General features: G+C 59.2%; 11 protein-coding genes. 7 read left to right on the top strand and 4 right to left on the bottom strand.

Features of this window, described 5'->3' with window-relative positions:
- Nucleotides 1–2 precede the first annotated feature (2 nt).
- Nucleotides 3–4,787 (bottom strand): dermonecrotic toxin domain-containing protein, encoded by a 4,785-nt coding sequence (locus CAF73_RS03185; RefSeq protein ID WP_139834799.1) that lies wholly within the window; start codon nucleotides 4,785–4,787, stop codon nucleotides 3–5.
- Nucleotides 4,788–4,945: 158 nt separating this feature from the next.
- On the opposite strand from CAF73_RS03185, the gene CAF73_RS03180 reads away from it, so the two are divergent.
- Complete coding sequence (locus tag CAF73_RS03180) at nucleotides 4,946–5,164, top strand: DUF2970 domain-containing protein (protein ID WP_007959515.1); 219 nt, start codon at nucleotides 4,946–4,948, stop codon at nucleotides 5,162–5,164.
- Between the two features lie 6 nt (nucleotides 5,165–5,170).
- Here CAF73_RS03180 and CAF73_RS03175 read toward each other — a convergent pair whose 3' ends face one another.
- Complete coding sequence (locus CAF73_RS03175; protein ID WP_085701889.1) at nucleotides 5,171–6,244, bottom strand: ABC transporter substrate-binding protein; 1,074 nt, start codon at nucleotides 6,242–6,244, stop codon at nucleotides 5,171–5,173.
- A 525-nt stretch (nucleotides 6,245–6,769) separates the two neighbouring features.
- On the opposite strand from CAF73_RS03175, the gene CAF73_RS03170 reads away from it, so the two are divergent.
- Both CAF73_RS03170 and CAF73_RS03165 read left to right on the top strand, forming a co-directional pair.
- The gene (locus CAF73_RS03170) at nucleotides 6,770–8,428 is read left to right on the top strand and encodes a nitrite/sulfite reductase (protein WP_085701888.1); all 1,659 of its coding nucleotides are present in this window, start codon (nucleotides 6,770–6,772) and stop codon (nucleotides 8,426–8,428) included.
- Nucleotides 8,412–8,906, top strand: coding sequence for a DUF934 domain-containing protein (locus CAF73_RS03165; protein WP_007959510.1), 495 nt, complete (start codon nucleotides 8,412–8,414; stop codon nucleotides 8,904–8,906). The genes CAF73_RS03170 and CAF73_RS03165 overlap by 17 nt, the downstream gene beginning before the upstream one ends.
- A 42-nt stretch (nucleotides 8,907–8,948) precedes the next feature.
- Here the strand turns inward: CAF73_RS03165 and CAF73_RS03160 are convergent, their stop codons facing one another.
- Both CAF73_RS03160 and sohB read right to left on the bottom strand, forming a co-directional pair.
- Nucleotides 8,949–13,835 (bottom strand): dermonecrotic toxin domain-containing protein, encoded by a 4,887-nt coding sequence (locus CAF73_RS03160; protein WP_085701887.1) that lies wholly within the window; start codon nucleotides 13,833–13,835, stop codon nucleotides 8,949–8,951.
- Between the two features lie 193 nt (nucleotides 13,836–14,028).
- On the bottom strand, nucleotides 14,029–15,051 hold the full coding sequence (sohB, locus tag CAF73_RS03155; protein ID WP_085695920.1) for a protease SohB: 1,023 nt from the start codon (nucleotides 15,049–15,051) through the stop codon (nucleotides 14,029–14,031).
- A gap of 207 nt (nucleotides 15,052–15,258) precedes the next feature.
- On the opposite strand from sohB, the gene CAF73_RS03150 reads away from it, so the two are divergent.
- The 4 genes from CAF73_RS03150 to CAF73_RS03135 all read left to right on the top strand — a co-directional run bounded on the left by CAF73_RS03150 (nucleotide 15,259) and on the right by CAF73_RS03135 (nucleotide 19,417).
- Complete coding sequence (locus CAF73_RS03150; protein ID WP_085695919.1) at nucleotides 15,259–15,969, top strand: histidine phosphatase family protein; 711 nt, start codon at nucleotides 15,259–15,261, stop codon at nucleotides 15,967–15,969.
- Between the two features lie 48 nt (nucleotides 15,970–16,017).
- Complete coding sequence (locus CAF73_RS03145; protein ID WP_085695918.1) at nucleotides 16,018–16,335, top strand: SCP2 sterol-binding domain-containing protein; 318 nt, start codon at nucleotides 16,018–16,020, stop codon at nucleotides 16,333–16,335.
- Nucleotides 16,336–16,711: 376 nt separating this feature from the next.
- Nucleotides 16,712–18,430 carry a hydrogenase maturation protein gene (locus CAF73_RS03140; RefSeq protein WP_085701886.1) on the top strand — a complete coding sequence of 573 codons (1,719 nt, stop codon included), beginning with the start codon at nucleotides 16,712–16,714 and terminating at the stop codon, nucleotides 18,428–18,430.
- A gap of 123 nt (nucleotides 18,431–18,553) precedes the next feature.
- Nucleotides 18,554–19,417: a LysR family transcriptional regulator gene (locus CAF73_RS03135; RefSeq protein WP_085610473.1), complete on the top strand. Its 864-nt coding sequence runs from the start codon at nucleotides 18,554–18,556 to the stop codon at nucleotides 19,415–19,417.
- Nucleotides 19,418–19,524 lie beyond the last annotated feature (107 nt).

The following is a 19,524-nucleotide window of genomic DNA, read 5'->3' as shown; positions in this document are numbered from 1 at the left end:
AATCAGTGCTGATCAGCCCCTCCGGAAGAGGAGGAACCACCGGGTTCCTCCCAGTCCGTGTCTGCCATCCACTGTTCAAGCGTCTCCCGGGTAATGCCCAGTGCCGACTGGTAGCCCGTACGATCAAAATAGTCACGGATCCGTTGCAGACTGGCAGTCGACAGTGAGCGATAGTTTCCGGATAAACGGGTGTCGAGCAGCAGCTCGTCATGATTGCCGTCAAAGAGCTGCTCTGGAACATCCCTGATCGAATTGCCCAACAATCTCAGTGTGCGCAAGTGTTCGGCCTGTAAAACTTGTGCCGGCCATTCCCTCAGGTCGTTACCGCTCAAATGCAGCGCTTCGAGCCAGGGCGGGATCGCTTCGTTGAAGTAGCGGATCCGGTTGTGGTTCAACTCCAGCAGTTCCAACCCCTCAAGAGACGCTGCACTGAAGGCTCTGAAATGGTTGAGGTTCAGGCGCAAGCGCTTGAGATGGTTCAGCGAACCTAATAATTGCTCGGCTGCATGAGCGTCATGCAACCGATTGGCGGACAAATCCAGTTGCTCCAGTCGCTCCATATCGCCAATGGCTTGCGGCAGGTCTCGCAGCGCGTTGGCGGCCAGATCCAGGGTTTCCACTTGATTGAATGACGTGAGAAACCCTTGCAGCCCCTGCTCGCTCAGCTCCAGCCCCCTGAGGCTCAGACCCTTTACATGAGGAAAGGCTTCCGGCAGGTCGGGCAACGCCCCCACTCCGGGAATACCCTCCAGATCCAGCACATAGTCGGTTACGCCGGCCTCGCCAAACAGGCCCATTTGCCAGCACTCCATGATTCTGTGCGCCGCCTGCGCCCGGCCTTTCGAGGAAATCCGCGGCTGCCTGAAACGCATGTCGACACTGCGTCGCACGAAGATCCAGCCATTGAGCTCGCGCGTCAGCGCTTCGAACCGTTGGTTCCAGTCATTGATACGAGCATTGACTTGCGCGTCAGTAGCCCCGAAGCGCAGGTATTCGACCACGTCAATCGCGTCCTCCTCCGACAGACCGGGAATCACCCGCTGCAAGCGGCTGATGAAGGAAGAAAGACTTTCTTCGGCAGGCGGCGCCGGTGGCAACTGCAACAACCGCGATGCCACAAGGGATCCGGTCTCCATGGGTTGCGCGCTCCTGTCGGGCAGGGGTTCAGCGGCAAATCTCGCCAGCGCTCCCTCCGGCAGCCCCAGCGTCGACTCGACCCGGGACCGGGCCGCCTGCAGCTGAATTTGTGTGTCTGGCCCAAGGGGAGCACCCGTCAGAAGCATGTTGATCAGCAGGTCATCACGGGCCAGAGCCTGCGGTGGCAGCGAGGTAACGCGGGTGTTTCGCAAATCCAGCCAGCGCAACGCCTGAAGGTCCTCGGCGCCCCGTGGCCACTGCTGCAACTGCGTGCCTTCAAGGCTCAGCGCCTTCAAGTTCGGCATGCTCGACATATCCAACCTGTAAATCGGATTGCCGGACAGGTCGAGTTCGACCAGTCTGGCGCGGATATCCGTCGGGATCGGGTTGGTTGTCAGCGCACAGTCACTGAGGTCGAGATATCGAACCTCGGGAAAAGCGCGGAGGAAATTGCGGATCTGACCTGTTTCCGACCGACGCGATTGCACAAGCAGGAATTTGACGTGGGGAAAGCTCGCCGACAGCGACGGCAGCGGATCATCGCAGACCCAGACAAATTGGTCGTAGCCGCGATTGCTCGCAGCCAAGGGGGCTTCACGCCAGCAGCGTTTCAAGTCATGCGCGGCTCTCAAACGTTCTTCAAGGCCGGGGCCGGGGGCCGCCCAGTGATCGAGGGTCGATTCAAGGCGTTCCCATTCCTGAGCACGCTCGTTGAGCCACTGCATGATCTGAACATCACTTTGCCCCTCTCGCATCGCTCGCAGCACAACTCCGTTGGCCTGTCTGAAATCCAGATTCGGATAGAGTTCCAGCACTTGCACCGCGAGTGAAGTGTTGATCCCCGGGCGCCCCAGCGCGCCCTCGCCACTGGCGAGATACCCAAATCGACGATTCTTGAGGCGTATCGGAGGTTGGTACGTACGGTTGCTCGGACTTGAGGGGGCCACGGCCGTACGAACCTGCTCAGGATGCGCCGTTGCATGGTCGATGATTGCCCGTTGCAAGCGAGCGCTGCTTTCACTTCCAGACAGCCCCAGACCTTGACTGGCTTCCTGTGGCAAGGCGCGCATGAGCGAGGGAAAAAAGGTATCGAGCTGGCCGTTCTGCGTCCATCCATGGTCACTGAATGCCTGAAACAGCGGCCCTTGCTTGACCACGTACACCCGGTTCGTGACCGACTCGCCGCCAATCGCCTCCAGCAACGGCCCGTGAATGTGTGAATCACGAAGTTCAAGCCGCACATCGTCCGGCCAGCCCGGCAACTTTTCGAGTAATCGCAAGGCCAGCCGGCAGCTGTCGATGGAGGGATGCTCTTGATGCAGGCCGGCATAGGTTCGGGCCGCCCTTCCCTGTCCGGCGTACCAGCGTGCCTCCTCCAGCAGGCGGCGCGGCACTGAAGTCGACGTTTGCAAAGCCGCCAGTGATTCCGCGTCTGCATGGGCAAGAACTTCCCGGCCAGCGTTTTCACCGAGCCCCGGACATACCCGTTGCAGTTTGAGGAGCCGTGCATCCGGTGTGGCGGTTTGACGTTGCGCGTCGAACAGTTGCAACGCATCGGCCAGTTCAGGCGGTGGCGGCAGGTTGTCCACGTGCATTCTGCGCAAGCTGTCGTCACTGACTGCGCCAATGTCGGCGATGGCCAGCAATTGTTCGTCGGTCAGCATTTCGGTGCTGTGACCGATCCGGCGCAAAAGTGTCAAGCGATCCCAGGACAACGGGCGCTCCAGCGTGGATCGCCAGGCGCCGGCACCGTTGTGGCTCAGTATCGGCTGATAGGCATCAGGATCACGGGGATGCCTGATACGCCAGCGCAGGGATGCCCTGTCCCAGTTCTTTTCGTAGACCCGGCCCTGCAACCGGATCCAGGCTCGTTCCTGTGCAATGAATTGGCCCTGAGCATTAGGCCCGCCCTGGGGAAGCTGTTCAACAGGGCTTTCATAGACCGTCAGATCCGGGTTCCACAACCGTGTTTGACCGTCAGCCAATGTGACTGGCCGCAGTTTTTCTATGACCGGCGCAGCCGTGGCCGGCTTGAGGCGGGACTGGACTTTACCGGCGCCAGCGAGCAAACCGAACAGAGCCAGGTTCTCCGCAACATCGATCAGGTGCGCCTTGGCGGCCCTGCGATCGCCTTCGCTCCACTCGATGACGCCTTCAATGGATTCCTCCAGCAACTGGCCAACCATCACCGCCGTCATGATCTCACCCAGCACCGGTACAAAACCCGCTGCGGTGGTCAACACCAGCATGCCGATGTTCAGTAATGTCGCGAGTTTCCTGCTGCGTACCTTTTCGTCGACATCTGCCGTGGGCACAGCGTGACTGCGGGCATCGGCAATGGTCCGCTCACGGTGCCGTTCAAAGAGATAGTTCCACAGATCGACATTTTCAGAGGTGGGATTATCGCCCTCCCGTGGAATCACGGTGGGGGCCAGAAAAGGGTCATCCTCGGGGGACTTTGTCTCCACGGCGGGAGGCCTGTTATGAATGCGCCAGAGGCCCCCGAAAGGATTGAGGAGTGCGATGGCATCAGCGGAAAAATGAGCCGTGGACGATGAGTCGTGCAAGAAACGGCTGAAATAGTCCCCACGATCGGCATACGCCACGAAACGACTGAAAAACCGCTGATAGGCCGTCGGCACCGTATCTTCAGACGACAAGCCGTCGCGTTCAGTGAATCTTCGTTTGAACATCGCCTCCATTTGTCTGCGGGTATAACGCTTCAACGGGTGATAAGGGTCATGGGGAATGTAGAGCAGTAGATCATCGGTATAACGCTCGTCTTCACTGATCGAAAAACAGACGCAGCCTGTCATTCGATGCTTCATCAGGCTCAGATCGTGAAACCAGACGTTCTTGCGGCCCAGACGCGGATGAAGGTCTCCATCGATGACCGACAGGATCATCGTGTAATCCTCGGGTTCGATGTCCCCACAGGACAACGCGTACTGCGCAGCAGCGTGCAGATCGGCTTTGGCAGCGCCGATGAATGTCTCACGCAGTGCCGTTGCGGCCTGCGCATCTTTGGAATCAAAAAAGTCCTTGAGATAGGCCTGATACTTCGCACCGATATCCAGCGAACGGCATAAAGCCGTGAATCGAGTGACGGTCATCGGCGTTGTCAGGGGCAGCAACTCTCCGGGTTTCCTCCGTTCGACCAGAAAACCGGAAGAACGGTGAAAGGCCCCCGGTTCGCATTCCGAGTCTTCGAAGTTATGCAGGGCCGCCTGCAGTAACGAAAGCGTGGAGACTTCATAAACCCCCACTTCAATCGAGAAAATACCGGCCTCGACAGCTTTGTTCAGACGCAGATAGATCGTTTTGACATCCATTTCGATGCCGAACTCGTCTCGTAACGCTTCAATCAGCAGAGGCTCGGCAAACGTGTCGATGTCCTGCAGGGATGACAGTTGTCTGTCCAGCCGGGACTGGGCGACAAAGCTGGCGGTAAATCCGTCATTCAGGGCTCGACGCTGCGCCCGGGTGGCTTGCCGATAGCCAGGCGGCAGCGTCGCACGGGCGCTTTTGAGTTCTGCGCGGCGCTGCGCGGTGGCGTCCGTCAACCAATCGGGAATGGCCTGTTCGAGAAAGGCACCGTGGATGCTCTGTGAGGCGGCTGGCTTCATTCCGGTAGCCGGGATCGATGACATAACGCTTCTCCTGTGAAAGTGAAGCATCAGCACACCATTTCGAAGGCGGCCAGCCGTGGTAGATAGTTATGTCGGCGCCAGCGAGGGGTTTCCAATGGTTTCTCGCGCAGCCAGCCGATTGACTATGCTCAATAGGCACACTTTAAGACGAGGGATGTATGGACGATCCAGTCGACAACAAGCCACCGACCTTCTGGCAGATGCTGCACAGCGTCATGGCAGCGGCGTTCGGGGTGCAGAGCGGCAAGAACCGGGCAAGGGACTTCACCCATGGAAAGCCCAGCCACTTCATCTTCCTGGGCATCGCGTTCACGGCGGTGTTCGCCCTGACGCTGTTCGGCATCGTGCAACTGGTGGTGCATCTGGCGGGCGTCTGATCTGCGTCAGTGCATCAGGGTCTGCAGGTTGAACGGATAGCGATACGAAACCGGACGACCCTTCGCCGACAGTTTGCGAAAGTGCACGCCATAGTCTGGCGAGGCGCCCATGGCAAGAATTCGGCGGGCATGATCCCTGTCGATCAGTTGCAACAAAGGAATCTGCCGGTCACGACCGCCATATTGATTCAGATCGACGCCTTGCGCGTGATCGTGCAACTCGACAAGCGCCCAGCCGCCCAGAGTGAAATGGCCGCCGAGCAAAGCGCTCAAGCGCCCATCCACTAACGCCTGCAAAGCTTTGGCCGAGGTATTGACCGCGCTGAACAATACGTCCTTGCCCGGTACTTTGCCGGCCTCGGAAACGGCGCGCATCGCACCGAAGGCCATTTCATCGTTGGCCGCCCACACTAACGAAACGTCGGGATAGCGGACCAGCAACTGTCTGGCCTGCTCGTAGGCCCGTTGCTGCGTCCAGCCACCGTAGACCAGTTGTCGCAAACGCACCTGAGGGTGCTCGGCCAGCGCCCGCTGCATGCCCTTTTCGCGCAGTTGCGCCGAAGGCGTGATTTTCAGACCGGAAAAGGCCAGCAGATCAATGCTTTCACCGGGCGCCACGGGTGGATGCAAGCGAATCAGCTCCTTCATCATCAGATAGCCGCCCTCTTCATCGTTGGGCACCAGGCTGCCGATATGATCAGCACGATCTGCCATCAGCGCCTTCTGGCTGGGCGTGAGCGCCGAGTTGACAATAAAGAGCTTCACGCCGCTGCCATTGGCCATGCGCAGGATCTGCGGCGCCACGTACTGTTCGTTGACGAACACCAGATAGTCCGGGCGATCTGGCCCTTGCAGGGCCAGGCGCGCCTGGGCCAGGGTCAGTTCGGGATTGCGCTGGGCGTAGAGAATGCGCAAGTCCACACCCAGATTCCGGGCAGCGGCCTGCATGAACTGCGAGTAGCTGAGCCAGAACGTTTCCTGGGTCGAGCCCGGATTCAGGAACAGCACCGACTCCGCACGCGCGCAGGTAGCGAAAACCGCGCCGAACAGGAGCAGGCTGATGTGGAGAAACTTGAACATGAAACATCCGGGCCCAGGGAAAAATGGCCGCGCATTATAGCCATTGATCGCCTGGCCTTTGGCGCTTGATCCCGCCTTTTGTCCGACAATCGTCGCAAGCGGGGCCCGGACGAGTCGTTTTACTGATGGCTGACCCAGAACACCGCTGTTCCAACGACCAGAATGATCAGGAACAGAATGGCCCATGCATCGACGCTGCTATCGCTTTTCCTTGCCTTGGTTGGGTTGCTCATTGCATCGCCTCTTGTCGGTTTTGTCGGTGATTGCAGAAAGACTCGACCACAGTTAAGACGATGATTGACCGCACGACAAATGTGGGTTAGTTGACAGTAATTCTCGTTAGGCGATTTGGTTCTTTCCATATACTCAAACATCACTTTTGCGCATAACTGCAAACGGGTATATTGCCCCGGCTCCGTCAAGGAGTGCGCGGCCGTGCGCGCAGAATTGCAGAGGAACCATCGGACTCCAGCAAGCGAAAACGCAGCGTTTTCCGAGTGGCCCAAGCCTGAGAACAGGACTTATATGTACGTATACGACGAGTACGATCAGCGGATCATCGAGGACCGCGTCAAGCAGTTCCGTGATCAGACCCGACGCTATCTGGCAGGTGAGCTGAGCGAAGAAGAATTCCGCCCCCTGCGCCTGCAAAATGGCCTGTATATCCAGCGTTTCGCGCCGATGTTGCGCGTGGCGGTGCCTTACGGCCAGCTGACTTCGCGTCAGATGCGCATGATGGCCAAAATCGCCCGCGACTATGACAAGGGCTACGCCCACATCAGTACGCGCCAGAACGTGCAGTTCAACTGGCCGGCGGTCGAAGACATCCCGGACATCCTCGCCGAGCTGGCCACCGTGCAGATGCACGCGATCCAGACCAGCGGCAACTGCCTGCGCAACGTCACCACCGACCAGTTCGCCGGTGTTGCGGCCGACGAATTGATCGACCCGCGTCCGTGGTGCGAAATCGTTCGTCAATGGACGACCTTCCATCCGGAATTCGCCTACCTGCCGCGCAAATTCAAGATCGCCGTCAACGGTTCGACCTCCGACCGTGCGGCCATCGAAGTCCACGACATCGGCCTTGAGCCAGTGCACAACGCGGCTGGCGAACTCGGTTTCCGCGTGCTGGTGGGCGGCGGTCTGGGTCGTACTCCGGTCGTAGGCGCGTTCATCAACGAGTTCCTGCCATGGCAGGACCTGTTGAGCTATCTCGACGCGATCCTGCGGGTCTACAACCGCTACGGCCGTCGTGACAACAAATACAAGGCGCGGATCAAGATCCTCGTCAAGGCGCTGACTCCGGAAGTCTTCGCCCAGAAAGTCGATGCCGAAATGGAACACCTGCGCGGCGGCCAGACCACTCTGACCGAAGCCGAAGTTCATCGCGTCGCCAAACACTTCGTCGACCCGGACTACAAGGCGCTGAGCAGTCAGGACGCCGAACTGGCCGCCCTCGACAAGGAGCATCCGGGCTTCGCCCGCTGGCGCGCCCGCAACACCCTGGCGCACAAGAAGCCGGGCTACGTGGCCGTGACCCTGTCCCTGAAGCCGACCGGCGTTGCACCGGGCGACATCACCGACAAGCAGCTCGACGCCGTCGCCGACCTGGCCGACCGTTACAGCTTTGGCCAATTGCGCACCTCCCACGAGCAGAACATCATTCTGGCCGATGTCGAGCAGAGCCAGCTGTTCACCCTGTGGGGCGAGCTGCGTGAAAGCGGCTTCGCCACGCCGAACATCGGCTTGCTGACCGACATCATCTGCTGCCCTGGCGGCGATTTCTGCTCTCTGGCCAACGCCAAGTCGATCCCGATTGCCGAATCGATCCAGCGCCGTTTCGACGACCTGGACTACCTGTTCGACATCGGTGAACTGGACCTGAACATCTCCGGTTGCATGAACGCCTGCGGTCACCACCATGTCGGCCACATCGGCATTCTGGGCGTGGACAAGAAAGGTGAAGAGTTCTACCAGGTCTCGCTCGGCGGCAGCGCCAGCCGTGACGCCAGCCTGGGCAAGATCCTCGGCCCGTCTTTCGCTCAGGAAGACATGCCGGACGTGATCTCCAAACTGATCGACGTGTACGTGGAACAACGCACCGAAGACGAGCGTTTCATCGACACCTACCAGCGTATTGGCATCGACCTCTTCAAGGAACGCGTCTATGCAGCGAATCATTAAGAACAACGAGGTCGTCGACGAGACCTGGCACCTGCTGCCCAAGGATTTCAACATCGACGAAATCAGCAACTGCGACGACCTGATCGTCCCGCTGCAGCTGTGGCGTGAGCACGCCCGCATGCTCAAGGCCCGCGACGGCGGTCTGGGTGTGTGGCTGGATGCCGACGAAGAAGCCGAGGAAATCGGTGACGACGTGAACGAGTTCCAGGTGATTGCCCTGAACTTCCCGGCCTTCACCGACGGTCGCAACTACTCCAACGCCCGCCTGCTGCGTGACCGTTACGGTTTCAAAGGCGAGCTGCGGGCCATCGGCGACGTGCTGCGCGATCAGCTGTTCTATATGCGCCGTTGCGGTTTCGATGCCTTCGCCCTGCGTGCGGACAAAGACCCGTACGACGCCCTTGAAAGCCTCAAGGACTTCTCGGTGACCTATCAGGCCGCCACTGACGAACCGCTGCCGCTGTTCCGTCGCCGTTGACCGTGTACCCGAGCCTGCAATCGCGGGCTCGGGTATTGCTGCTTATTCCTGCGTTTTTACCAATTCGTTCGATTCCGGCGTGACCGGCAAGCTCAGACCCGGATGCCTCGCCAGCGCCGCAATAGTCAACTGTTTACGCAGCTCCAGGCTTTCATTTCTGAAGTTGTCTAAAATCGTCGTCATTTGTTGAGTGGCGGCTTCACGAGACAGTCCGACTTGCGCTTCCAGTCGCGCAAACGCTTGAGCGCTGCGATCGAACACACCGGTAAATGCATCCTGACGCGTCGCTAGCAAATACTCGGTCCAGAATTCCTGGCTGTTGACCCACTCAGAGAGTTGCGTCGTCTGCTCGGCCCTGACGACCTCCAGATACGCGTGATCGATCTGCGCATCGGTCACCTCGACATCCAGTGGCATATTCAGCTCCGTGGGTTGTGCAGGCAACGCCAGGCGCTGCGCCAGTCGTACCCGGTAAACAAGGCTGATGTCCAGCGCCTGACGCTGGGTGAAGGTGCCTGCGCGGGAACGCCGCGCACTATCGATCAACGCCTGTTTTTCCACCTGCTGCAGACGAAACAGCCCGCGCAACAGGCGAACCAGATCGCCTTCCAGAGTCTGCGTGCCGGTGCGGGCCGCTGCCGCTGCCCGATAACACAGAACTCTGACTTCCAGATCGCTGAACAGTCCAGCAACGTTGGGCGCACTGAGCCAGCCTGCGCGGGCCATGCGAAACAGCGCACGACGCAACGAGTCGTCCTCGCAGGCAGCCTCCAGCACATTCCACACACGCTGGCCCAGCTGTTCGCGGGTTCGGGCAAAATCGGAGGTTTCACGCAGTTGCATGAGCACTTCAAAAAAATCCCGAGAGTCCGGATCAGCCGACAGTGACAACAGTACTTGCTTCGCCCGCTCAACCTCCACCGTCGGCAAGCCATTTACCCACGCGGTCCCTTCCCGACCTCCGGCCAACCGCGCGGCGCGGGCGTACTCGGTGGTGCTAACGCCCAGACTGATACCTTGTGACTGCTGGTACGCCGCGATGGCTTGCAAACTCTCTGTCGACAGCGGATTGCCGTCGATGGCGGTACCCCGGTTCAGTACAGCGCGAGAGTTGAACACTGATGGCGGGATATCGACGATCTGGTTATTGCGCAGATCGAGTGTTTCCAGATGCGCAAGCGCATCGGTAGCGGGCCATTCGCTAATGCCGGTGTTGCGCAGGTTCAGGTGGCGCAGATTGCGCAGCGCCCTGATATCCGGAGTGCGCCCCAGGAGCGGGTTGAAACCCATATCCAGCGTACGCAGGTGCTGCTTGCTGGCCAGCTCCACAATCGTCTGCCCGGTAAGCCGGATGCGGTTGTTGCTCAAGTCCAGCCCCGTCAGCCCCGGCATGTCCCCGATCGCGAGAGGGATGCGTGTCAGTCCGTTCCCCGAAAGATTCAGCACCCGCAATCCGGGAAAGTTGTGCAGAAACCTGTTCAAACCTGCACTGGCGCCCACGCCGCTCATTTCCAGCGCGGTGATGTGGGCAAAGTCACCGATAAGGGTCGGCATTTCCCCTAACGGCACCGGATCGAGCGTCAGACTGTAGGTCGGATGCCCCGGATGCGACGCGTCGCGGGTTTCCTTGCGCCACGCGCGCAAAATGGCTTGCATTGCCCGGGCTTTGCTGTGGACTGGCACCTTGAGCCTGGGCCCTTCTTCATCCTGATAGTACGTATTGCGATGAGTCCAGCGCTCCAGGGTTTCCACCATCGTTCGGAATTGCTCGTGCAACCGCTCAAGCGATCTGATGGCCAGTACTTCATCGGTGCCCAGTGAGGTCACGAAACGTTTGATCTGTGCGGTTGATTGGCTCGGGTACAACTCCTGCGCCCGACGCACGAGCGCGGGCGCGGGGGAAATGCCAGGAGAAGAATGGCTTGAAGGTGCCGATTGCTCGACAGTGACCTGTTCGATCCGGGGATCTGCCAGCCCCATGGGTGAACGATAACTCGATCGCACCGGTGCAATTTCCAGCACCCTGGCGAAGGCTTCGCGCCGCTGCAGCGCCAATGCAGTGATTTTCTGTCGCAAGCCCGTGCCGTCAACTTGCGCGTCAACGCCGATGGCCTTGCGACTGTGGGTTGGAAGGCTTTCCCACAGCGCCTGGAAAAAATTCGCCCGGGTGCGTGCCGGATGACTGGACACGCTATTGTTACGCGGATCCTGGACCTGATAGCGCTCGGCATAGGCTTCGACAAGCACTTTGTGTGGGGCATCGCTCGGGCCAATGACGGCCCGCTGATCGGCGTACACTCCCCAATCCAGAATTTCGACAAATACATCATCAGGCCAGCCCGGCAAGTGGCTCAGGGTATCGAGTACCAGCATGTCTGCATCGCGCCCGCTGGCGGCGTCCAGGTATAACCCCTCGTACGCGCGGTTCAGTCGCTGTACCTGCTGATAGCGCCTGGCTTCCTCGGCCAGACGCAACGGTACGGTGTCGGATTCAAGCTGCGCCCACTCACGCGCATCGGCATGTTGCACCAGTTCGTCGGCAACACTGGCTGAAAGCCCTGGAAACGCCTTGATGATCGTCTCGCCTGCGGAAAGCTCGCAGACATCGGTTCGCCGGAACAACCGCTCCAACATCGCCATGCGCATCCGCGGCGCCAGTCCGGCAATATGTTTACCCAATAACGCTATCTGGTTTTTCGACTCCACAGTGGCCGAACCCAGCAAGTGTGTGCGCTCACTGTCGTTGAGTGCCGCCAGAAGAGGCGTATAAAACTGACCGTTGCGCAGTGCATCCTCACTGATGCTCACCTGGCGTTCAGTCTTGTCTGCGCCATAGCGGGCCACTTCGTTTCCAGTAATGTCCTTCACAAGGATGCCCATATCCCGTGGCCAGCGACCTGCCGCTGTCAGCGAATAAAGTTGCAGATCGGCATCCGCCAATGAAGCAGACGCGGGCGTGTCAATTTGCGCCATGAACTCACTGACGTCGGAATCTGCACGAAACCGTCTGACCGAGTCTGTGAGCATCGCCATTGGCTTGCTGCGTTGGACAAATAACTTGCGCATGGCCGCCTGGCTGACTCCGCTGGCCGCAATGACTTGCAGGGCACGGATGTCCGAAATCCTGTCCTCGCGAAAACCCAGACGACGGAACAGGGTCAACGAACTCCAATCATGGGGCAGCTCGGAGTCATGACGCCAGGCGCCAGCTCCATTGGTCTCAAGCAACGGTGAATAACGCCCGGGCAACTGCGGGTCATGGACCTCCCACAAACTGGTGCCGGTCACCGGACGCACCGCATACGCGTCGGGACCCAGCGGCAAATAGCGGTTGTCTGCACGCCATACCAGCCCTTGCGCATCCGCAGCAAAACTGCGCGGCAATGACTCGCGCTGACGGTAAGCCTTCATGTCCGGATTCCACAGGCGATAAGACATTGGGCCAACCTGAACGCGCCGAAGTCCCTGGATGAAACTCGACGAACGCACGACTTTGTAGGCTTTGCCGACAGCAAGACCGCCTGCGGCAAAACCCGCCATGAGGATCAGGTTTTCAAGCGTATCGAACAGACAATCGGTGGCATGTTCCTGGTCACCGTGGGCCCAACTGTCGATGCCTTCGTAGATCTGACCGAGCAACTGGATCCCGGCGACGGCACAAATGACCTCACCGAGAACCGGCACGAAGGACGCAAAGAACAACAGCGTATTCAGCCCGATGGCTTTATAGGAGTCCTGCCTGGCAAGGCGGGTTTTCTCATCTTCATCATCCGTCGGCACTACCAGCAGGCGAGTATCGGCCCGAACCTGCTCCGCGCGGTGCTGGAACATCGCGAGAAACAGGTTATCTCTTGCGTCCCCCTGGAGATCGATCCCATTCAGCGGAAGAAAGGTCGTGGAAACGGGGAACTGGTTCGGTCGGGCTTTCAACAGACGTACGTCGAGTCCCGTGAGGAAAACCGAGCGATCCTTCATCGGGATGAAGCGCATGAAAAAACTGCGAAACTGCGAGTTGCGTAAACGCCCGCTCAACTCGAGCTCGAACTTCTGGAAACTGGGGTACTCCTTGAGAGGATGATCGGGATCGCCAGGCATATAGATGACACAACGGTAATCGTCATCCGCATGTTCGCTGACCGGACCGATGAACATCGGGCCTTTGAGCTGTACTCCGAGAATTTCAAGGCTTTGATAACCCAGGGTGTTCTTGCCCAGCTTGATTGCAGGATTCGAGTTCCTCACCGATCCAAGCATCTGGTGAACATCGGAACTGATATGCCCGCGCATATAAGCGATGTGCCGTTCGACATCAAACTGATCCCTGGAATATGCAATAGCGGACTCCTGCAAACTTGCGATTTGACTGTCGCTGCCGAAGAACCCCTCAATATGTTTCTGGTATTGCTTGCCCAGATCCAGATACCGGCAAAGCCTGGCAAATTCGTGAGGCTGTATCGACAATACCTTATTGTTCCGTCCGGTTATCCGCTCCGGGATGTACAGCAAGGAACTCTCGTGATACGTGCTGGCCAGGGTTTCCGACAATTCGAAATTCTCGCAAGCCGCGGTCAACAAATCGCGATTGATGGGCAGCACCAGTTTTCTATGCAGCCCCAAGAGGCTCGACGCAGAGCGGACATGCTGAAATATCGCCCCTTCGACCTCAAAGGGTTCGCCCAGTTTCTCGGCCATGGCCTTGGCCAGCAGTGGCGTGCAAAAACTCTGAGGGGATTTCAGTGCGCGCAATTTTTCCCGCGCGGCGTGACGGGATTTGAAACTTTTCTTGAAACTTTCATAGAGATCGTTTCGAGCAGTTTCCGAAGACTCAAGCAACCAGTTCGGGATCTGCTTTTTATACAGGTCAAAAAAAACGCCCTGTTGAGCGGGCGTCATGACAGGTGTATTCGAATTACTTTTTTTAACATCCATGTTTAGCAACTTTATTTCTGAGAAGAGCGCTCAGAGTAAAGTTTCAGCTTCTTTCAATACAGCGCAATTAATTGATGAATCAACCGGCAAAACAACAACAATAGGCAACTATAAAATAACTATGTACCGCACTTTCTTCCGCTGAAAATGCAGCACGCCCGCGAGCCTGACAGCTCACGAGCGTGTGAAGTCTTTACCAGAAGCGTTGCTGAGTCAGACGGCTCCACCAGCTCAGCAACACGCGATCCACCGAACCGCTGGCCGCCATGCCGATACGTTCCTGCAGGCTTTTACGCTCGGCATAGTGCAGGTGATAGACCTCGGACTGTTTGGCACGCTCGGCCAGGTATTCGTCGCTGGTCTTGAGTTCGTCCACCAGTTGCTTGTCCAGCGCCGCGATACCGAGCCAGACTTCACCGGTGGCGACCTCGTCAATGGCCAGTTGCGGGCGATAACGGGCGACGAAGTTCTTGAACAGCTGGTGGGTGATGTCCAGGTCTTCCTGGAATTTCTCCCGGCCCTTCTCGGTGTTTTCGCCGAACACGGTCAGGGTGCGTTTGTATTCCCCGGCGGTCAGCACTTCGAAATCGATGTCATGCTTTTTCAGCAGGCGATTGACGTTGGGCAACTGCGCCACCACACCGATGGAGCCGAGAATCGCGAACGGCGCGCTGATGATCTTCTCGCCGATGCAGGCCATCATGTAACCACCGCTGGCCGCGACCTTGTCGATGCACACGGTCAACGGCACGCCGGCTTCACGGATGCGCGCCAGTTGCGACGACGCCAGACCGTAGCTGTGGACCATGCCGCCGCCGCTTTCCAGACGCAGGACCACTTCGTCCTTCGGTGTAGCCAGCGTCAGCAGCGCGGTGATTTCGTGACGCAGACTTTCGGTGGCCGAGGCCTTGATGTCGCCGTCGAAATCCAGCACGAACACCCGAGGCTTGGCGTCGGGTTTCTTCTTCTGTTTCTTCTCGGTTTTGGCCTGGCCCTTGCGCAAGGCCTTGAGCTGATCCTTGTCGAGCAGGGTCTGCTCCAGCCGCTCACGAAGGCCTTTATAGAAATCGTTGAGCTTGCTGACCTGCAACTGGCCCGCGGATTTACGCCGACCCTTGCTGCGCAATGCAGCAAAACTCGCCAGCACCACCAGAATGGCGATGACCAGCGTCACGGTCTTGGCCAGGAAACTGGCGTATTCAGTCAAAAACTCCACAGTGACTCCTTCAAACGATGCGCGGTCGTGAAACCTGCGCGGGAATGGGCTCCAGCATACCCATGCACCGGCCCGTCGGCCAGCCGTGAAACCTCTGGCAACAAGGCTGGAACGGGCATTTCAAACAAGCGTATGTTTTTTCATTGACAGCTCACCGCCATCCCCATAACCTCGCCACAACCTTCAACGTACCGGGATGACGCGGACGTGGGCAGCATCTACTTGATTCGACATGGCCAGGCCTCCTTCGGTGCAGACGACTATGACGTCCTGTCGCCGACCGGTGTACGCCAGGCAGAAATCCTCGGCCGTCACCTCGCCGAACTCGGAATCAGCTTCGACCGCTGCCTGTCAGGCGATCTGCGCCGCCAGCAACACACGGCCAACAGCGCGCTGGAACAGTTCGCCGCCGTCGGTTTGCCGGTTCCGGTTCTGGAAATCGATTCGGCTTTCAACGAATTCGACGCCGACGCCGTGATCCGCGCCCTGCTCCCGGCCATGCTGCCCGAAGAGCCTGAAGCCCTGGAGATCCTGCGCAACGCCGCGCAAAACCGTGGCGAGTTCCAGCGCATCTTCGCCCTGATCATCGAACGCTGGCTCGCCGGCACCTACGACACACCGGGCCTGGAAAGCTGGCTGGCGTTCGTAGAGCGGGTACAGGCCGGGCTGCAGCGGATTCTCGAACAGGCCGACAACACCCAGAAAATTGCCGTGTTCACCTCCGGTGGCACGATCACCGCCCTGCTCCATCTCATCACTCAAATGCCTGCACGACAGGCCTTTGAACTGAATTGGCAAATCGTCAACACCTCGCTCAACCAGCTGAAGTTCCGCGGTCGCGAGGTGGCTCTGGCTTCCTTCAACAGTCATGCACACCTGCAACTGCTGAAGGCACCGGAACTCATCACGTTTCGCTGAGTCCGGATTACTGTGACCCTGCTGCAATCAACCAAAAAGGATCGAACCATGACCTCCGTAGCTGATGCCGTAAAAGCAATGCAAGCCAAGTTCAACCCAGCCGCCGCTGCCGGTCTGGATCTGGTCTTCGGTTTCAACATCACTGACGAAGACAAGCAATACGCCCTGATCGTCAAAGATGGCACCTGCGACATCCAGGAAGGCGAAAACCCGAACGCCAACTGCACGCTGGTGCTGGACAGCGAAACCCTCAAAGGTATCGTCAGCGGCGAAACCGACGGCATGCAGGCTTTCATGGGCGGCAAGCTGCGCGTTGAAGGCGACATGATGCTGTCGATGAAACTGTCCGAGCTGTTCCCGGCTTAAGACCGCAGCCCGTCTGCAAACAAATCCCGCCCCTGTGGCGGGATTTGTCGTTTCAGGCACTCAAACCGGCAAACGACGCCGCCAACTCAGTGCCCGCAGCACCGCCAAGTCATGGCTGATGAACAACGCCGGGATCTTCCGGCGGTGATCAGGGTGCGACTGTGCAACAGCACCTGAGGCATTTGAAGTAACAGAAAACAAGTATCAGCAAACCATTTAGGACAAGGCAGATCGTCGCCACTGCAACATTGGCTGACACAACGTTGATCTCGATCAGTGGCGCCCGCCACGCCAGTCTCTAACCTTGCGCCTCCATCGATTAGCCACGGACGGCTCACCGGGAGCCTGCGGCTGACCTTTTCAAGGAAGAGCAATCATGCGATCACTCAACATCATTCTTCTGTCATCGGCGTTCAACGGCCTGACTCAGCGTGCCTGGCTGGAACTGCGTCAGGCCGGGCATTCACCCAGCGTGGTGCTGTTCACCGACGAAACCGCCGTGTGCGAGCAGATCGAAAACAGCGGCGCTGATCTGGTGATCTGCCCGTTCCTCAAAGACCGTGTCCCTCACGCGCTGTGGAGCAACACCCAGCGTCCGGTGGTCATCATTCACCCCGGCATCGTCGGCGATCGCGGTGCCAGCGCACTGGACTGGGCGATCATGCGCGAGTTGCCATCCTGGGGCGTGACCGCTTTGCAAGCAGTAGAGGAAATGGACGCCGGCCCGGTCTGGGCCACCTGCGAATTCAACCTGCCGGCGGGCCTGCGCAAATCCGAGCTGTACAACGGCCGGGTCAGCGACGCGGCGATCCGTTGCATCCGCGAAGTGGTGGAGAAATTCATCGACGGCTTCGTCCCGGTGCCCCTGGATTACACCGATCCCAAGGTTCGCGGCTGCCTGCAACCGAACATGAAACAGGACGACCGCACCTTCAGCTGGCACGACTGTTCGCGTTACATCAAACGCTGCATTGACGCGGCGGACGGCCAGCCTGGCGTGCTCGCCAGTCTCGCCGGCGGTCAGTATTACGTCTACGACGCGCATCTCGATCAGCGCACTGGCATTCCCGGCGAGATTCTCGCCGTGCACGACGACGCGGTATTGGTGGCGGCTGGTGATCACAGCCTGTGGATCGGCTCGCTGCGACGCAAACCGCAACCGGGTGAAGAAACCTTCAAGCGTCCGGCGCGGCACGTGTTGGCCGGAAAACTGGCGAACGTGCCGGTGCTGGACTGGTCGGTCGCCAACGCGCCGTTCAGCGACGAAGCCTATCAACCCATCCGTTATCGCGAGTCCGGGCAGGTCGGCGAACTGACGCTGGAGTTCTACAACGGCGCCATGAGCACCGAGCAATGCCGGCGCATGGTCGAGGCACTGCGCTGGGCCAAATCCCGCGACACTCAGGTGTTGTTGATCAAGGGCGGACGCGGCAGTTTTTCCAACGGCGTGCATTTGAATGTGATTCAGGCCGCCGAGGATCCGGGCGCCGAAGCCTGGGCCAATATCCAGGCCATCGATGATGTCTGCGAAGAATTGCTCAACGCGCGGCAACTGGTGGTCAGCGGGGTCACCGGCAATGCTGGCGCCGGTGGTGTGATGCTGGCACTGGCGGCTGACATCGTGTTTGCCCGCGCCGACATCGTGCTCAATCCGCATTACAAGAGCATGGGACTGTATGGCTCGGAATACTGGACTTACAGCCTGCCCCGCGCCGTCGGCCCGGCGATGGCCGAACAACTGACCCAGGCCTGTCTGCCTGTCAGCGCTGCGCAGGCGCTGCAACTGGGCATGGTTCAGGAAATCGGCCCGCGCTGCCCGGACGAGTTTGGTTTGTGGTTGCTGCAACGGGCCAACAGTGTGCTGAGTGATCCGACTTATGCAGCGGTGCGGGAACGCAAGTTGCGGGTCGATCACGTGTTGATTCGTCAGTGTCGCGAAGCGGAGCTGCAAGAGATGCAGGAAGACATGCTGTACAACCGCAATCAGTTCGCCGAGAAGTGCCGGAATTTTGTGTATAAGCGCAAGACCTGCTGCACGCCGGCGCGGTTGGTGGAGGATTGGGCTCGAGTGCGGGAGGCTGAGTTGGCCGGTTAGTCCGCGGCGTCTGCTTTTTCCCTCACCCTGGCCCTCTCCCTCGGGCCGGTCCGGCGTTTCGGGAGGGTCAGGTTGAGGGCGCTTTTGCCTTACAATGCGCGCACCTCAACCACCGGCCCGCCCATGGACATCGACCTCGCCCGCACCTTTCTGGAAATCGTCCGCCACGGCAGCCTCGCCGCGGCGGCTGAAAAGCTGTTCGTCACCCAAACGGCAATCACCGCCCGGGTCCAGAAACTCGAAAGCCAGCTGGGCAGCACGCTGTTCGTGCGCAACCGCGCCGGTGCGCGGCTGACCGCCAACGGCGAGGCCTTCGTGGTCTATGCCAATCAACTGGTGCAGACCTGGGAAGCGGCGCGCCGCGACCTGCCCTTGCCCGAGGGTTATCACAACGTATTGCACATCGGTGGCGAGGTCAGTCTGTGCAACCCGCTGATGCTCAGTTGGGCCGCAGAACTGCGGGAGAAAATCCCCGGCCACGCCTTGCGCATGGATATTCGCGACGGCGAAAACCTGCTGCGTCAGCTCGAACTCGGGGTGCTCGATGCGGCACTGGTCTATCAACCGGAATACTGGCCGGGGCTGCAGGTCGAGCAGGTGCTGGAAGAGAAACTGATTCTGGTGACCACGCCCGGCCGCCCTGCTCCCTACGTTTACATCGATTGGGGCCCGGACTTCCGCCGCCAGCACGACGCGGCGCTGCCGGAAAAGGCCAAGGCCGCCCTGAGCTTCAACCTCGGCCCGCTGGCCCTGCAGTACATTCTGGAGAACGGCGGCAGCGGCTATTTCCGCACCCGGGTGGTGCGCACTTATCTGGAAAGCGGTGCACTGGAGCCAGTGACCAAGGCCCCGGAATTCGGCTATCCGACCTACCTCGTCTACTCCCGCGACCGCGACTCGGCGATCCTGCAACAGGCATTCGATCTGCTGCGCGAAGTAATCAGGGCCGATGACGACTGGTCGCAGCGCTGGAACCCGTTGAGCTGACGGTCGCTATGTACCGGAGCATGGCACTTGTGACCTGAAGGTTGCCCCTGCACAAACGGCGGGATCGGCTAATCTGCCGGGATAACAAAAATATCCGCAGGTGACCG

The organism is Pseudomonas sp. B15(2017), assembly GCF_002113215.1.
GTDB lineage: Bacteria > Pseudomonadota > Gammaproteobacteria > Pseudomonadales > Pseudomonadaceae > Aquipseudomonas.
Note: the sequence above shows the minus strand (reverse complement) of the source record. Positions and strands in the feature narration are given on the sequence as shown.

Excerpts from the sequence above, each read along its gene's own strand:
- CAF73_RS03180 (WP_007959515.1), top strand. The coding sequence starts at position 4,946 with ATGGACGATCCAGTCGACAACAAGCCACCGACCTTCTGGCAGATGCTG.
- CAF73_RS03135 (WP_085610473.1), top strand. The coding sequence starts at position 18,554 with ATGGACATCGACCTCGCCCGCACCTTTCTGGAAATCGTCCGCCACGGC.
- CAF73_RS03145 (WP_085695918.1), top strand. The coding sequence starts at position 16,018 with ATGACCTCCGTAGCTGATGCCGTAAAAGCAATGCAAGCCAAGTTCAAC.
- CAF73_RS03165 (WP_007959510.1), top strand. The coding sequence starts at position 8,412 with ATGCAGCGAATCATTAAGAACAACGAGGTCGTCGACGAGACCTGGCAC.
- CAF73_RS03160 (WP_085701887.1), bottom strand. The coding sequence starts at position 13,835 with ATGGATGTTAAAAAAAGTAATTCGAATACACCTGTCATGACGCCCGCT.
- CAF73_RS03175 (WP_085701889.1), bottom strand. The coding sequence starts at position 6,244 with ATGTTCAAGTTTCTCCACATCAGCCTGCTCCTGTTCGGCGCGGTTTTC.
- CAF73_RS03185 (WP_139834799.1), bottom strand. The coding sequence starts at position 4,787 with ATGTCATCGATCCCGGCTACCGGAATGAAGCCAGCCGCCTCACAGAGC.
- CAF73_RS03140 (WP_085701886.1), top strand. The coding sequence starts at position 16,712 with ATGCGATCACTCAACATCATTCTTCTGTCATCGGCGTTCAACGGCCTG.
- CAF73_RS03170 (WP_085701888.1), top strand. The coding sequence starts at position 6,770 with ATGTACGTATACGACGAGTACGATCAGCGGATCATCGAGGACCGCGTC.